Source organism: Streptococcus sp. sy010 (assembly GCF_007859175.1).
Taxonomy (GTDB): domain Bacteria; phylum Bacillota; class Bacilli; order Lactobacillales; family Streptococcaceae; genus Streptococcus.
In genome coordinates, this window is record NZ_VOHO01000006.1 from 18,766 (window position 1) to 33,180 (window position 14,415).

General features: G+C 39.6%; 18 protein-coding genes. All 18 read right to left on the reverse strand.

Going from position 1 to position 14,415, the window contains the following annotated elements; genetic code table 11:
• Position 1 precedes the first annotated feature (1 nt).
• Positions 2-655: a 30S ribosomal protein S3 gene (rpsC, locus tag FRX51_RS05520; RefSeq protein WP_146462047.1), complete on the reverse strand. Its 654-nt coding sequence runs from the start codon at positions 653-655 to the stop codon at positions 2-4.
• An 11-nt stretch (positions 656-666) separates the two neighbouring features.
• The gene (rplV, locus tag FRX51_RS05525; RefSeq protein ID WP_146462048.1) at positions 667-1,011 is read right to left on the reverse strand and encodes a 50S ribosomal protein L22; all 345 of its coding nucleotides are present in this window, start codon (positions 1,009-1,011) and stop codon (positions 667-669) included.
• Positions 1,012-1,026: 15 nt separating this feature from the next.
• Positions 1,027-1,308: a 30S ribosomal protein S19 gene (rpsS, locus tag FRX51_RS05530; RefSeq protein ID WP_000533766.1), complete on the reverse strand. Its 282-nt coding sequence runs from the start codon at positions 1,306-1,308 to the stop codon at positions 1,027-1,029.
• 113 nt (positions 1,309-1,421) lie between these two features.
• Entirely contained in the window at positions 1,422-2,255 is an 834-nt protein-coding gene (gene rplB, locus FRX51_RS05535; protein WP_146462050.1) for a 50S ribosomal protein L2, read from the reverse strand.
• 17 nt (positions 2,256-2,272) lie between these two features.
• Positions 2,273-2,569 (reverse strand): 50S ribosomal protein L23, encoded by a 297-nt coding sequence (locus FRX51_RS05540; RefSeq protein WP_146462052.1) that lies wholly within the window; start codon positions 2,567-2,569, stop codon positions 2,273-2,275.
• Positions 2,569-3,192 (reverse strand): 50S ribosomal protein L4, encoded by a 624-nt coding sequence (rplD, locus tag FRX51_RS05545; RefSeq protein ID WP_146462053.1) that lies wholly within the window; start codon positions 3,190-3,192, stop codon positions 2,569-2,571. The genes FRX51_RS05540 and rplD overlap by 1 nt, the downstream gene beginning before the upstream one ends.
• Positions 3,193-3,217: 25 nt before the next feature.
• Positions 3,218-3,844 carry a 50S ribosomal protein L3 gene (rplC, locus tag FRX51_RS05550; RefSeq protein WP_146462055.1) on the reverse strand — a complete coding sequence of 209 codons (627 nt, stop codon included), beginning with the start codon at positions 3,842-3,844 and terminating at the stop codon, positions 3,218-3,220.
• A 105-nt stretch (positions 3,845-3,949) separates the two neighbouring features.
• Positions 3,950-4,258 carry a 30S ribosomal protein S10 gene (rpsJ, locus tag FRX51_RS05555; RefSeq protein WP_146462057.1) on the reverse strand — a complete coding sequence of 103 codons (309 nt, stop codon included), beginning with the start codon at positions 4,256-4,258 and terminating at the stop codon, positions 3,950-3,952.
• A 251-nt stretch (positions 4,259-4,509) separates the two neighbouring features.
• Positions 4,510-6,291 (reverse strand): pyruvate oxidase, encoded by a 1,782-nt coding sequence (spxB, locus tag FRX51_RS05560; RefSeq protein WP_146496579.1) that lies wholly within the window; start codon positions 6,289-6,291, stop codon positions 4,510-4,512.
• 193 nt (positions 6,292-6,484) lie between these two features.
• Complete coding sequence (gene comGG / locus FRX51_RS05565; RefSeq protein WP_146496581.1) at positions 6,485-6,874, reverse strand: competence type IV pilus minor pilin ComGG; 390 nt, start codon at positions 6,872-6,874, stop codon at positions 6,485-6,487.
• The gene (gene comGF / locus FRX51_RS05570) at positions 6,852-7,310 is read right to left on the reverse strand and encodes a competence type IV pilus minor pilin ComGF (protein WP_146496583.1); all 459 of its coding nucleotides are present in this window, start codon (positions 7,308-7,310) and stop codon (positions 6,852-6,854) included. The genes comGG and comGF overlap by 23 nt, the downstream gene beginning before the upstream one ends.
• On the reverse strand, positions 7,273-7,566 hold the full coding sequence (gene comGE, locus FRX51_RS05575; RefSeq protein WP_146496585.1) for a competence type IV pilus minor pilin ComGE: 294 nt from the start codon (positions 7,564-7,566) through the stop codon (positions 7,273-7,275). Before comGE ends, comGF begins: the two co-directional genes overlap by 38 nt.
• Entirely contained in the window at positions 7,538-7,975 is a 438-nt protein-coding gene (gene comGD / locus FRX51_RS05580) for a competence type IV pilus minor pilin ComGD (RefSeq protein ID WP_146496587.1), read from the reverse strand. The genes comGE and comGD overlap by 29 nt, the downstream gene beginning before the upstream one ends.
• Entirely contained in the window at positions 7,926-8,240 is a 315-nt protein-coding gene (gene comGC / locus FRX51_RS05585) for a competence type IV pilus major pilin ComGC (protein WP_315897492.1), read from the reverse strand. The genes comGD and comGC overlap by 50 nt, the downstream gene beginning before the upstream one ends.
• A 23-nt stretch (positions 8,241-8,263) precedes the next feature.
• The gene (gene comGB, locus FRX51_RS05590) at positions 8,264-9,313 is read right to left on the reverse strand and encodes a competence type IV pilus assembly protein ComGB (protein WP_146496591.1); all 1,050 of its coding nucleotides are present in this window, start codon (positions 9,311-9,313) and stop codon (positions 8,264-8,266) included.
• Positions 9,225-10,178 (reverse strand): competence type IV pilus ATPase ComGA, encoded by a 954-nt coding sequence (gene comGA, locus FRX51_RS05595; protein WP_146496593.1) that lies wholly within the window; start codon positions 10,176-10,178, stop codon positions 9,225-9,227. The genes comGB and comGA overlap by 89 nt, the downstream gene beginning before the upstream one ends.
• Positions 10,179-10,254: 76 nt before the next feature.
• Positions 10,255-10,617 (reverse strand): DUF1033 family protein, encoded by a 363-nt coding sequence (locus FRX51_RS05600; RefSeq protein WP_146462069.1) that lies wholly within the window; start codon positions 10,615-10,617, stop codon positions 10,255-10,257.
• 102 nt (positions 10,618-10,719) lie between these two features.
• The gene (gene rpoC, locus FRX51_RS05605; RefSeq protein ID WP_146496595.1) at positions 10,720-14,349 is read right to left on the reverse strand and encodes a DNA-directed RNA polymerase subunit beta'; all 3,630 of its coding nucleotides are present in this window, start codon (positions 14,347-14,349) and stop codon (positions 10,720-10,722) included.
• Between the last annotated feature and the right edge of the window lie 66 nt (positions 14,350-14,415).

Consider the following 14,415-nt stretch of genomic DNA (forward strand, 5'->3'; position numbering starts at 1 on the left):
GTTATTTGCCTCCTTTAGTGTCTTTACGAGCTGGAAGAACTTCTCCACGGTAAATCCAAACTTTAACACCTAGTTTACCGTAAGTAGTATCAGCCTCTTCCCAAGCGTAATCAATATCTGCACGAAGCGTATGAAGAGGAACAGTTCCCTCAGAGTAGCCTTCTGCACGGGCAATATCTGCACCATTCAAACGACCTGATACTTGAGTTTTGATTCCTTTAGCTCCTGCACGCATTGTACGTTGGATTGCTTGTTTTTGTGCACGACGGAAAGCAACACGTTGCTCTAATTGACGAGCAATGCTTTCACCAACAAGGTGAGCATCCAAATCTGGAGATTTTATTTCAACGATGTTGATGTGAACTTGTTTTCCAGTCATTTTGTTCAACTTAGCACGAAGTGCATCAACGTTAGCACCACCTTTACCGATAACCATACCTGGTTTAGCAGTGTGAAGTGATACGATAACTTTGTTTACTGCACGTTCGATTTCGATTGTAGAAACTGACGCATCAGCCAATTCCTTGTTGATGAATTTACGGATTGCAAGATCCTCATGAAGGTAATCCGCGTATTCTTTTTCAGCATACCATTTCGCATCCCAGTCACGGATGATTCCGACACGCATACCAATTGGATGTACTTTTTGACCCACGATTTTACCTCCTATTTTTCTGACACAACTACTGTGATGTGTGTTGTGCGTTTGTTGATTGGTGAAGCTGAACCTTTAGCACGTGGACGGAAACGTTTCATTGTTGGTCCTTCGTTAGCGAAAGTTTCAGACACTACCAAGTTAGCTTTTTCCAAGCCAAAGTTGTTTTCTGCATTTGCGATTGCTGAGTTCAATGTTTTCTCAATAACGCGTGCAGCTTTGTTTGGTGTGAATTTCAAGATTGCGATTGCATCAGCAACGTGTTTCCCACGAATGAGATCAAGAACAAGACGTGTTTTACGAGGTGAAACACGGACTGTACGAGCCATTGCTTTAGCTGAAGTAATTTCTGCCATTGTGTCCTCCTCCTATTATTTACGACGTGTTTTCTTGTCGTCTGCTGCGTGACCTTTGTAAGTACGAGTTGGTGCAAATTCACCAAGTTTGTGACCTACCATGTCCTCTTGAATGTAAACAGGTACATGTTTACGTCCATCATAAACTGCGATTGTATAACCAATGAAACTTGGGAAAATCGTTGAACGACGTGACCAAGTTTTAATTACTTTTTTCTTTTCGTCATTAGCTTGAGCTTCAACTTTTTTCATCAAATGCTCATCGACGAAAGGTCCTTTTTTAAGACTGCGTCCCATGAATTAGTATTCTCCTTTAAAATCTGTACCACAACGGCTTGGATAAATAAGACTAACATCTTATCTACCCTACCGAGCTGGCGGATGTTAGGTGTTTTTAAGCACCTATAAAATTATTTCTCGTTACGACGACGAACAATAAGTTTGTCTGATTTAGCTTTCTTGTTACGAGTTTTAAGACCAAGAGCAGGTTTGCCCCATGGAGTAGATGGTGCCTTACGACCAACTGGTGCTTTACCTTCACCACCACCGTGTGGGTGATCGTTAGGGTTCATTACAGAACCACGGACAGTAGGACGAACGCCTTTCCAACGGTTACGACCCGCTTTACCAATGTTAACAAGTGATTGTTGCTCGTTACCAACTGTACCAACAGTCGCACGGCAAGCACCAAGAATCATACGAACTTCACCTGATTGAAGGCGAACAAGAACGTATTTACCTTCTTGACCCAACACTTGAGCAGATGTACCAGCAGCACGAACCAACTCAGCACCTTTACCTGGTTTCAACTCAATGTTGTGAATCACTGTACCAACTGGGATATTTGCAAGTGGAAGTGCATTTCCGACTTTGATATCCGCATCAGGACCTGAAACGATACGTTGACCTACTTCAAGACCTTTTGGTGCAATGATGTAAGCTTTAACACCGTCAGTGTAATGTACAAGAGCGATGTTAGCTGTACGGTTTGGATCATACTCGATTGTCTTAACAACTGCTTCAACACCATCTTTGTTACGTTTGAAGTCAATCAAACGATAATGACGTTTGTGTCCACCACCTTGGTGACGAACAGTGATGCGACCGTTGTTGTTACGACCAGCTTTGCTTTTCAATGGAGCAAGCAATGATTTCTCTGGAGTGCTTGTAGTGATTTCAGCAAAATCCAAAGAAGTCATGTTACGACGGCCATTTGTCGTTGGTTTATATACTTTAATACCCACGATAGTTCCTCCTTAGATTATTCCGCTTCAGCTGCAAACAACTCGATTGCTTTTGAATCAGCTGTAAGAGTGATGATAGCTTTTTTAGTTTTGTTTGTGAAACCAACAAAACGTCCAACACGTTTTTGTTTTGGTTTTACAGTAACTGTGTTAACACTTGCAACCTTAACGCCTTCAAATGCAGCTTCCACTGCTTGTTTGATCAACAATTTATGTGCACGTGTATCTACTTCAAAAGTATATTTACCTGATTCAAGAGCAATCATAGATTTTTCTGTGATAACAGGTTTTTTAATTACATCATACAAGTTCATTATGCAAGAACCTCCTCGATAGTAGAGATTGCTTCTTTAGTAACAAGAAGTTTATCTGCGTTTACGATATCAAGAACACTTGCAGTTGTTGCTGTTGCAACTTTAACATTTGGAAGGTTACGTGCAGAAAGTGCTGCAAATTCATTTCCTTCTTCAAGAATAACAAGTACTTTTGAATCGATGCTAAGAGCTGAAAGAACTGTTGCAAATTCAGCAGTTTTTGGTGCTGCAAATGAAAGTGCTTCAACTGCTACAAATTTATCTTCAGCAACTTTTGCTGAGTAAACTGATTTCAATGCAAGACGACGTACTTTTTGTGGAAGTTTGTAGCCGTATGAACGTGGAGTTGGTCCAAAGACAACACCACCACCACGCCATTGTGGTGAACGGATTGAACCGTGACGTGCACGACCAGTTCCTTTTTGACGCCATGGCTTGCGACCACCACCTGATACTGCTGCACGATTTTTCACGGCATGTGTACCTTGACGAAGGCTAGCACGTTGACTAATTACAACATCAAAGACCACTGATTCGTTTGGTTCAATACCGAAGATAGCATCATTAAGTTCAACTGTGCTAACTTCTTTACCAGTTTGGTCAAATAGTTTTACGTTTGCCATTTTAACTGTTTTCCCCTTTCCTTAATTATTTACCAGCTTTAATTGCTGATTTGATAGTGATAAGAGATTTCTTAGCACCAGGCACGTTACCTTTGATAAGAATAACATTTTTTTCTGGAACAACTTGAACAACTTCAAGATTTTGGATAGTCACACGGTTACCACCCATACGTCCTGCTAAACGTTTGTTTTTGAAGACACGGTTAGGCGCGACAGGTCCCATAGAACCTGGACGACGATGGTAGCGAGAACCGTGAGCCATTGGCCCGCGTGATTGACCGTGGCGTTTGATAACACCTTGGAAACCTTTACCTTTAGATGTTCCAGTAACGTCAACAACATCTCCAGCTGCAAATGTTTCTACAGTAATTTCTTGACCAACTTCCAAGCCTTCGATGTTTTTGAATTCACGAATGAAGCGCTTAGGAGCTGTGTCTGCTTTAGCGACATGGCCTTTGGCAGGTTTGTTGCTCAATACTTCACGTTTGTCATCAAAACCAACTTGAACAGCTTGGTAGCCATCAGTTTCAACAGTTTTCACTTGAAGAACCACGTTTGGAGTTGCTTCAATGACAGTTACAGGGATAAATTCACCAGCTTCAGTGAAGATTTGAGTCATTCCCACTTTTTTCCCTAAGATTCCTTTTGTCATGAGAAAATATTTCCTTTACTTATTTTTATTGCAAAAAGTTTTTTATGAGCGTTTTTTATGCTCAAAAAAGTTTTTAACGAGCGTTTTTCATGCTCTCAATCAAAATTAAAGTTTGATTTCTACGTTAACACCACTTGGAAGGTCAAGCTTCATTAGGGCGTCAACTGTTTTTTGAGTTGGATTCACAATATCAATAAGACGTTTGTGAGTACGCATTTCAAATTGCTCACGAGAATCTTTATATTTGTGAGTCGCACGGATAATTGTATAAAGGCTACGTTCAGTTGGAAGTGGAACTGGTCCAGCAACTGTTGCACCTGTGCGTGTAGCTGTTTCTACAATTTTAGCTGCCGCTGTATCAAGCGTACGGTGTTCGTAAGCTTTCAAACGGATACGGATTTTTTTGTTTGCCATCTTTGTCTCCTTTTTTCGTCTATTTAAGATAATAGGCTAGCTCCACAAGAAAACCGACAGCGTTGCGTGGCAATGCAACCGAGCGTGTCGCAACCTCTTGCATCAAAGCTAAGGCTGTTTTTACAGCACTTTATATAGAATAACACATTTTATATGGCATTGCAAGAGATTTCTTTGGTTTTTAACAAAATTTATTAAAACAAAAAAAGCCTGAGAAAGCTCTCAGACTTTAAATATCATAATATGTAGGCTTATTTGTAGTTACGTGACTCAAGTCCTTCTTCAGCCAAGTAAGCACTGAATGGTACCAATTCTTCTGCCTCATATTTTTCTTTGAAGGCTGCAATCTCTTCAGCAGAGAATGCTTTTGGTTCTAGTTTCATTTCAGGTGCTTCTACTGGAATTGGGCGATGTTGAGTGATGCGAGCATCAATCACAACAGTCTTACCTTGTTTGTTCAACTCAACAGCTTCCTTAACTACAGCATCAATATCTTCAATACGGTTTACTGTAAAGCCTACTGCACCTTGTGCTTCAGCAATCATCTTGTAATCTGGGTTTGTGAAGTCAACACCAAACAAGTGTTTGTTTGTGTCTTCATATTTGTTCTTGATGAAGGCATACTCAGCATTTGAGAAGACAACGTTGATTACTGGAAGGTTGTATTGAACGTTAGTAATCACGTCTGGGTAGCACATACCGAATGCACCGTCACCCATGATGTTCCATACTTGACGATCTGGATTGTCTTTCTTAGCAGCAATACCACCAGGAAGAGCGATACCCATTGTTGCGAACAATGGAGAAGTACGCCACATGTTCTTAGGTGTCATGTGCAAGTGACGAGTAGATGTTTGTGTTGAGTTACCAACATCAATTGAGTAGATTGCATTTTCATCAGCGTATTTGTTGATTGCATTGTAAACTTGATACAATTGCAATTCGCCTTCAGTTTTACCTTCAAGCTTGTTCATGTAATCACGCCAGTTTTGGTTGTTTTTAACAACAGCTCTCCACCATGGTGTTGATTCAACTGGGTTAACTTTGTCAAGAATTGCTTGAGCTGCTTCTTTCACATCACCAAGGATAGACGCATCAAGTGCATGACGTTTACCAAGTTTGTAAGGATCAATATCCACTTGGATGAATTTTTCAACATTCTTGAATGTGTTGTAAACTTCTGAGAATGGGAAGTTACAACCCATGAAAAGAACTGTGTCAGCTTCGAAGATTACTTCGTTAGCTGATTTCCAACCAACACGGTAAGCAGAACCAGTCAAACCTTCATAGTTCCACTCGAAAGCTTCAAAGTTTTTACCAGTTGTAATGATTGGTGCTTTAATTTTGCGAGATAGTTCAGTAACAACTTCACCAGCACCAACACCACCGAAACCAGAATAAATAACTGGACGTTTAGCGTTGTTCAAGATTTCAACTGCTTTGTTGATTTCAACTTCATTCAAAGCTGGAGCAACAAATGTGCGGTCGTAAGTACCTGAACCATAGTATGAATCTGCATCAATTTCTGTGAAACCAAAGTTAACAGGAATTTCAACAACTGCTGGACCTTTTTTAGCGATCGCAGCACGGCAAGCGTCGTCAATTATTTTTGGTAATTGCTCAGCATAAGCAACACGTTTGTTGTAAACTGCAACACCATTGTACATTGGGTTTTGGTTCAACTCTTGGAAAGCATCCATGTTCAATTCATTAACTGGACGTGAACCAAGAATAGCAAGCATTGGAGTGGCATCCATAGCTGCATCGTAGATACCGTTAATCAAGTGAGTTGCACCTGGTCCACCAGAACCCACGCAGACACCAATTGATCCACCAAATTTAGTTTGCATCAATGCTGCAAGAGAACCAGTTTCTTCATGACGAACTTGCAAGAAACGGATATCTTTATCTTCAGCAAGAGCATCCATCAATGAACTCAATGTTCCTGAAGGAATACCGTAGATTGTGTCAACACCCCAAGTCTTTAAGACATTGAGCATAGCTGCAGAAGCAGTGATTTTACCTTGACTCATAGAAAGTCTCCTCTTTAAAAATAATAAAAGTGTTACGGCTCTCTCAAACTTGAAAACGCTTGTAGAACCCTACATGAATATCATACCATATTTTATTAAAAAAATACACTAATAACTCTTAAAAATACACAGTAACTTTTTCTATTATGATTAGTTATACTCCACTAAGCATTAAATAAGCCACAGGTTGTAACTAATTTGAAGCTTCACTACTTGGTTGAACATTTTTTGTCGCCTCTTTTTGCTCAATAGTCGTTTTTTCCTTACTCGACTGATTAGCTTGTCTCAAAAACTGATAATTGTAAACGTCTTGGTTGGTTAGCGTGACAGTAACGGTCTTTTTTTCTTGGTGGGTTTGATAAGTGACCTGTCCTGTTGTAAATTGTATATTGCCATTATCTTGATCAATATTTTTAGCCAGTTCTGCCATAATATATGCCTTACTATTATTTAACAAGGCTTGGTACTGTTTTTGACTCGCCAAAGCCTGATTCAGATAGAATTGTAACAACTGGGCAAAAATCGCCATCAACAAGAGAGCATACAACAACACGCCACCCTTAACTTGTTTTTTCAAAAGCATAGATAAACGTCCTTTTTAAGCCACTACGAAAAATCAACTCAATCGTGACTAATCCATTTTCTTCAGTCATACGACTCGTTTTTAATTGATAAAGCATGGGTTGGTAACCTTGCCCATTAGCGTTGGTTTTGCGAAAGTCATCCGAACGAGATTGACCAAATGCTAACTCCTGCTTGCCTAACTTAACATAGAGTTTATTATTTTCAACCTTTAACAGTTTAGTACCTGCCAATTCCTGTCTTAACTGTTGACTAAACAAAAGCCAGTCCCTTTGCTGATTTTGTGAAAGATAAACGACATTCGTAGCCAAAACTTTTCCTAAATTTTGATAAAGGGAGAAGCTAGTCGTGATGATAACGATGGCTAATAAACATTCTAAAAGAGTAAATCCTTTTAACTTAGTTTTGTACCAAACGTAAGATTTCTTCTTCGCCATTATAAACAACCACCTTTTTATCTTTATTTTCAATGCTTATATCAACTCCATTTAAACTGAGTTTCTCTTGCTTGGTTTGAATAGCCATTTGAGCCACATTCAGAGCCTCTTGACGTTTTAAATTAGCTTGGACTATTTGTCTTTGAATAGTCATTTGATCTAAAACCAGTAAACTAATGGTCACTAATAAAGCAAAGGCTATCAAACCTTCCAATAAGATGTAGGCTTTAACGTTCTGTCTTTTTATAATTACCACTCCCTATGTAAAACTGATAAACTACGGTCTTATTTTGACTGGTAAAAACAATCTTGGACAAGGAAGAATGACCACCTGACTGATTAAGCTTTAATTGATAGGTTTGATTAGTCTGTACACTATCTGGTAGTTTAATTACAGTTTCTTCATTACTAATTTGATTTCTATCAATATAAAACATCATTTCCTTCTGTCGACTAATTGATAAATTTTGAGTCTGTCGATATAACTGCTCAAAAGATAGAAAAAACAGTTCTTCTTGCACACGAGTAAAAACTCCCTTAACTGAACCAGACAAACTAGCCAACAAAAAACTAGTCAACAACAAGACACACAAGCTTTCTAACAAAGTAAAGGCTCTAGTTCGGCACTTTACGAGTGCCTTGGTCAGCTTTACGATAATAATCATTATAAGACTCCGCCTGCTTTTGAGTAATGTGACCCGTATCAACCAACTTTCCTAAGCTGGCTTGGTCGCTGGCTGTTAGTTCATAAAGCTCTGCCTGGCTTTCGACAACCTTAACAACAGCTGCATTACCAGTGTCTTTTATTTTATCTTTTTGCTGACTAAGATTAGGGACAAAAAGTAAGAGTAATACACTAATAATAACCAGAACGATTAACATTTCCACAAGAGTGAACCCTCTCGCTTTCAGTTTCAATAACTTATCCACAAATTTATTCACATTATCTTTCATTAAAAATTAACCTCCATATTTTGATACATTGGTAAAAGCATGGCAGCATAAATCATAATAATCACTACAGCTACCAAGATAAAGACAAGCGGTTGAATCAACTGGGTCGCACGATATAGTTTACTGAAAAATCGTTCCCAGATCTCTTCAGCATAAATTGTTAATTCCGTACCCAACTTAGACTTCACTTGTCCATATTCAATCATGAGCGACAACTCTGTTAAAAAGAAGGGATAACTTAGCACAATCTGATGAAAACTCTCCCCTGCCACTAAGCGTTTTTCTAAATCTCTCCCAATTTCACGAAAAAGCTGAGATTTTTGTTCTTGCATGATGTTGACCAATTGAACCAACTCTAATCCTTGACCAATCAGATTTCCCCATTCTCTCGCATAATAAGCCGTTAAATAATACTTTGTTAACAGGCCAATAAAAGGTAAGTGACTAATTTTGCTAACTAGCATTATTTTAGGTATTTTTCTACTGTAAAAACAAAGTAAAAAAACACTAACCATCAAACATAACATCAAACTTAAAAAGATAGTCGGAAAATTGTTAAGTAATGTCATGGCAATATTATCTGAATTCTCTGCCAGTTGTGGTAACAAGTATTCTTTCAAACCTAACATTATCAGTGTCAAAAAAAGTAATAAAATAATGGGATAAGTCGCTACTTCTATAATCTTCTTTCTTACCAAGAGTAAATTGGCTAAATAATGCTCTAGTTTTGACATACTAGCTTGAACATCACCATGATAATCAGCCAAGGACAATTGAGTCACAACATTATCTGAAAACCCCAAATTAGCCATAATATTAGAAAGGTTACCTCCAGCTAGAAGTCCCTGACGCATTTGCTCAATGTGATAACCTTTCAACAACTGACTACGGCCTAAAAAATCAACAATTTCCGTTAATGTAAAACCACTTATCAACAGGTTGTGGAAAAGTTGGATAACCTTACGTTGTTGCTTCAGCGATAATTTTTTCTCTCTCTGCTTCTGTTTGAGAAATAAGACCTGCCTGATAGAGTTGTTGAATTTTCTCATTCCATTGGCTAGAATCGTGAGTTTCAAAGTCCTTAGTCGCAAAATCAATAATACCTCCTCCCCCAATCAAACGCTGATAGGCAATGCCACATAAGGCATTTTCCAATTCATCACGAGAAACACCCAATTCTAACAAGCGACTATAAACACCAGCAATGCTTTTAGCATGAACGGTAGAAAACACGATAGCCCCTGTTAAACTCGCTCGAACCACTGCTCGAGCAGTCTGACTATCCCTAATTTCACCAATAATCAACACATCCGGCCGATGTCGTAAGGATAACTTAATTAAATTGTCATAAGTTAAGCCAATACTCTCATTTAATTGCAGTTGCAACATCTGGTCTTGTTTAATTTCAACAGGATCTTCAATCGTGATAATTTGCTGATCTGGAAATTTCTCTGCTACCAACTGATACATCAAGGTAGTCTTACCTGAACCAACAGGTCCTGAAAAAAGATACAAGCCACGTTCTTTGATTTGTGGCAACAACTCTGCTATGCCATCAAAATGATAAACTAACTGACGCAGACCATCAAAAAGTAAACGAATAACCAAACTTTCTCGCCCACAATAATCACCAACTGTGGATAACCTCAACGAAGCTAGGCGTTGACCTCCATAATCATAGTCACAAGAGCCCAGTTGAATCCGTCGGCGTTCACCCACATTCATCCCTGCTAGAAACTTAAAATGACTGATTAAGGCTTGAGTTTGCTCCTTTGGGTAGTTGCTTTGAAAAGAAAGCCGATCTTTTATTCTAAAATAAAGCTCATAACTGGTATTTTGGGGTAACAGATAAAGATCTTGCACTTGTTGCTTAACTGCTTCCTGGATGATTTCTTGTGCTAATTTTTGTACCATCTTGACCTCCTTATCTATCTATTCGTAAAGAAGCTGTGATTTGAGCAAATAAAAAAGATTGGCCAAAACCAATCTTTTAATTATTGTTGAGATAGACATTGTAATGAGAGGTTCTGCCAGCCATTTCATAACCTGGGCGTTTCCAAGCTTTAGGAATTTCCTTCCAATCTTTCAATAAGACAACTGAATGATACTGTTGCAAATAATCGTTACAATCCGTACACCAAATATTATCTGTCTGATCCCAAAAAGCTGACATGATAGAATTTCTACTATTAAAGTAGGACTTCTTTTGAAATAAACTAAACCATTCTTTCTTGTAATATTTCAGTGCTTGGTAATAGTTTTCAAATTCTTTAACCGCAACAATATTCTCTTTCCAGTCCTCAAAAAACCACCAAGGTTCCATATTACCATACATTTTTATAACTTGATACATACTTCCCCTTTCTTATTTGTCCCATTATACCTTGTCTTTTCCAATAAATAAACTAACTTGCTCATCAAAAAACAACTAGGTGTCCCCCTAGTTGTTTTTAGCTTATTCTGATACCACTTCAACTTCTGTTTCAGCATCAACATTTTCAATCATTTCATTGACGGCTTGTGGTTCAATGTTACGGTAACGAGCCATACCAGTACCTGCTGGGATAATCTTACCGATAATAACATTTTCTTTAAGACCAAGAAGATGATCTTTCTTACCACGGATAGCTGCATCAGTCAAGACACGAGTTGTTTCTTGGAAGGATGCTGCTGATAGGAAGGAATTGGTTTCAAGAGATGCCTTGGTAATTCCCATCAAGACAGGACGACTTGTTGCTGGAATACCACCAGAAATTACAATATCTTTATTGGCATCTGTAAAGTCAGAAATATCCATCAAAGTACCTGGAAGTAGGTCTGTGTCACCTGGATCCATGATACGAACCTTACGCAACATTTGACGAACCATTACCTCGATATGTTTGTCACCGATTTCTACCCCTTGGCTACGGTAAACTTTTTGCACCTCAGCCAATAGATAGGTTTCAACAGACAACATGTCACGAACTTCTAACAAACGTTTCGGCTGAATTGAACCTTCTGTTAACGCCGAACCACGTTGGACCATATCACCGACTTCTACTTTCATGCGGGCAGTAAATGGCACGACATATTCACCCATTCCAGTGTCACCTTTAACGTAAACTTTCTTGGTGCGAGTTGATGAATCTTCTTCAATCTCAATTACTTCACCTTTAACCTCAGTGATGACTGCCTCACCTTTTGGATTACGAGCTTCAAAAATCTCTTGAATACGAGGTAAACCTTGAGTGATATCGGTATTTGAGGCAACCCCTCCGGTATGGAAAGTACGCATGGTCAACTGAGTACCTGGCTCACCGATAGATTGAGCGGCAATCGTACCAACTGCTTCACCAACTTCAACAGCATCACCTGTCGCCAAGTTGATACCATAACAATGACGGCAAACACCATAGCGTGTTTTACATGTAAAGACTGAACGAATAGTCACTTCTTCTACACCTGCATTAACAATCGTTGCTGCCATATCTTCAGTGATTAACTGATCAGCTCCAATAATGACTTCGTTTGTTTCTGGATGTTTAACTGACTTCTTAGTATAACGACCTTGCAGACGCTCTTCCAATGTTTCAGTGACTTCTTTACCATCAGTAATTGACGTAATGCTCAAACCACGATCAGTACCACAGTCGTCCTCACGGATAATAACATCTTGAGCCACATCAACCAAACGACGTGTCAAGTAACCTGAATCGGCTGTCTTAAGGGCCGTATCGGTCATCCCTTTACGAGCACCATGGGTTGAGAAGAACATTTCCAAAACAGACAAACCTTCACGGAAGTTAGATAGGATTGGCAACTCCATGATACGTCCATTTGGTGCAGCCATCAAACCACGCATCCCCGCTAATTGAGAAAAGTTAGAGATGTTACCACGGGCTCCTGAGTCCATCATCATAACGATTGGATTTTTCGGATCTTGCGTTTCTACCAAGCGTTTTTCCAACTCTTCTTTGGCATCACGCCAAGTTCCTGTAACGGCTAAGTAGCGATCATCTTCTGTCATCAAACCTAAACGGAAAGATTGGTTAATTTCTTCTACCTTATGGTGAGCAATGTCAACAATTTCTTGCTTGTTATCAATAACGGGAATATCTGCAATACCTACTGTCAAACCTGCCAAGGTTGAATGGTAGTAACCCAAATCTTTCAAACGGTCAAGGAAAGCTGATGTTTCCGTTGTTCTTAGACGCTTGAAGGTTTCTGCGATGATATTTCCAAGATTTTTCTTCTTGAACGGCAAATTAAGCTCAAGTTCTGCGATAGCTGATTTAATATCCGCTCCTGATGTCAAGAAGTACTTGTCCGGTGTTTTATCAGTCAAGTTGGCATTGGTTGGTTCTTGGAGATATGGTAATTCATCTGGAATAATATCATTAAAGAGAATTTTACCAACCGTCGTAATCATAATCTTATGACGTTGTTCATCAGTCCAAGGTTTATTTGGCATACTGTCAACAGCGATACCCACACGGCTATGAAGATGAACATAACCATTGCGATAAGCCATGACTGCTTCATCACGATCCTTAAAGACCATGCCTTCACCTTCACGATTAGCATCTTCCATTGTCAAATAGTAGTTACCCAAAACCATATCCTGTGACGGTGTAACAACTGGTTTTCCATCTTTAGGGTTAAGGATATGCTCAGCCGCCAACATCAATAGGCGCGCTTCTGCTTGTGCTTCTTCAGACAATGGCACATGAATCGCCATTTGGTCACCATCAAAGTCGGCGTTGTAGGCCTCACAAACCAGTGGGTGCAAACGCAACGCTCGACCATCAATTAGAACTGGTTCAAAAGCCTGAATTCCCAAACGGTGAAGGGTAGGGGCACGGTTAAGAAGAACTGGATGTTCTTTAATCACTTCTTCTAAAATGTCCCAAATACGCTCATCACCACGCTCAACCATACGTTTGGCTGCCTTAACGTTACCTGCATACTCACGCGCAACAATCTCACGCATCACAAATGGCTTGAATAATTCAATAGCCATCTCACGCGGAACACCACATTGGTACATTTTTAGAGTTGGACCAACAGCGATAACCGAACGACCTGAGAAATCGACACGTTTACCAAGCAAGTTTTGACGGAAGCGTCCTTGTTTACCTTTAAGCATATGGCTCAAAGATTTCAGTGGACGGCTACCTGGACCTGTAATTGGACGACCACGACGACCGTTATCAATCAAAGCATCGACAGCTTCTTGAAGCATCCGTTTTTCATTTTGAACGATAATGCCTGGAGCATTTAACTCCAAAAGACGAGCCAAACGATTGTTACGATTGATAACACGACGATAAAGATCGTTCAAGTCACTAGCTGCAAAACGACCACCATCTAACTGCACCATAGGACGTAGGTCTGGTGGTAAGACAGGCAAGATATTCAAAATCATCCATTCAGGTTTATTACCTGATTTATGGAAGGCATCCAAAACGTCCAAACGACGAATTGCTTTGATTCGTTTTTGACCTGAAGCTGTACGAAGTTCTTCTTTCAAGCTCGCAATTTCAGCTTCTAAATCAACACGTTTTAACAAATCTTGAATGGCTTCAGCACCCATCTTAGCCACAAAAGAACCATGACCGTATTCCATTAGTTTTTCACGGTACTCACGTTCAGTTAACAGAGATTTTGGCTCAAGCGGTGTTTCCATAGGATCAATAACCACATAAGCAGCAAAATAGATCACTTCTTCTAGGGCACGAGGGCTCATATCAAGCGTCAAGCCCATACGACTTGGAATGCCCTTGAAATACCAGATGTGAGAAACAGGGGCTTTTAATTCGATATGCCCCATACGCTCACGACGAACCTTGGCACGAGTCACTTCGACACCACAACGGTCACAGACAATCCCCTTATAGCGAATGCGTTTGTACTTACCACAAGCACACTCCCAGTCTTTTGTTGGACCAAAGATGACCTCATCAAAGAGTCCCTCACGTTCTGGTTTTAGGGTACGATAGTTAATGGTCTCAGGTTTTTTAACCTCACCGTAAGACCACGAACGGACCTTGTTTGGCGAAGCTAAAGTAATCTGCATACTTTTAAAACGATTTACATCAACCACTAGATTTACCTTTCTTCTTAAATCAAAGACCAAGAATGAGAAATTTCTCATCCTTGATTATTTTTC

Bases quoted from the DNA above. Each gene is read 5' to 3' on its own strand.
- rplV (WP_146462048.1), bottom strand. From the start codon at position 1,011: ATGGCAGAAATTACTTCAGCTAAAGCAATGGCTCGTACAGTCCGTGTT.
- rpsS (WP_000533766.1), bottom strand. From the start codon at position 1,308: ATGGGACGCAGTCTTAAAAAAGGACCTTTCGTCGATGAGCATTTGATG.
- FRX51_RS05540 (WP_146462052.1), bottom strand. From the start codon at position 2,569: ATGAACTTGTATGATGTAATTAAAAAACCTGTTATCACAGAAAAATCT.
- rplD (WP_146462053.1), bottom strand. From the start codon at position 3,192: ATGGCAAACGTAAAACTATTTGACCAAACTGGTAAAGAAGTTAGCACA.
- rplC (WP_146462055.1), bottom strand. From the start codon at position 3,844: ATGACAAAAGGAATCTTAGGGAAAAAAGTGGGAATGACTCAAATCTTC.
- rpsJ (WP_146462057.1), bottom strand. From the start codon at position 4,258: ATGGCAAACAAAAAAATCCGTATCCGTTTGAAAGCTTACGAACACCGT.
- spxB (WP_146496579.1), bottom strand. From the start codon at position 6,291: ATGAGTCAAGGTAAAATCACTGCTTCTGCAGCTATGCTCAATGTCTTA.
- comGG (WP_146496581.1), bottom strand. From the start codon at position 6,874: ATGCTTTTGAAAAAACAAGTTAAGGGTGGCGTGTTGTTGTATGCTCTC.
- comGF (WP_146496583.1), bottom strand. From the start codon at position 7,310: ATGGCGAAGAAGAAATCTTACGTTTGGTACAAAACTAAGTTAAAAGGA.
- comGD (WP_146496587.1), bottom strand. From the start codon at position 7,975: ATGATTATTATCGTAAAGCTGACCAAGGCACTCGTAAAGTGCCGAACT.
- comGB (WP_146496591.1), bottom strand. From the start codon at position 9,313: ATGAGAAAATTCAACAACTCTATCAGGCAGGTCTTATTTCTCAAACAG.
- comGA (WP_146496593.1), bottom strand. From the start codon at position 10,178: ATGGTACAAAAATTAGCACAAGAAATCATCCAGGAAGCAGTTAAGCAA.
- FRX51_RS05600 (WP_146462069.1), bottom strand. From the start codon at position 10,617: ATGTATCAAGTTATAAAAATGTATGGTAATATGGAACCTTGGTGGTTT.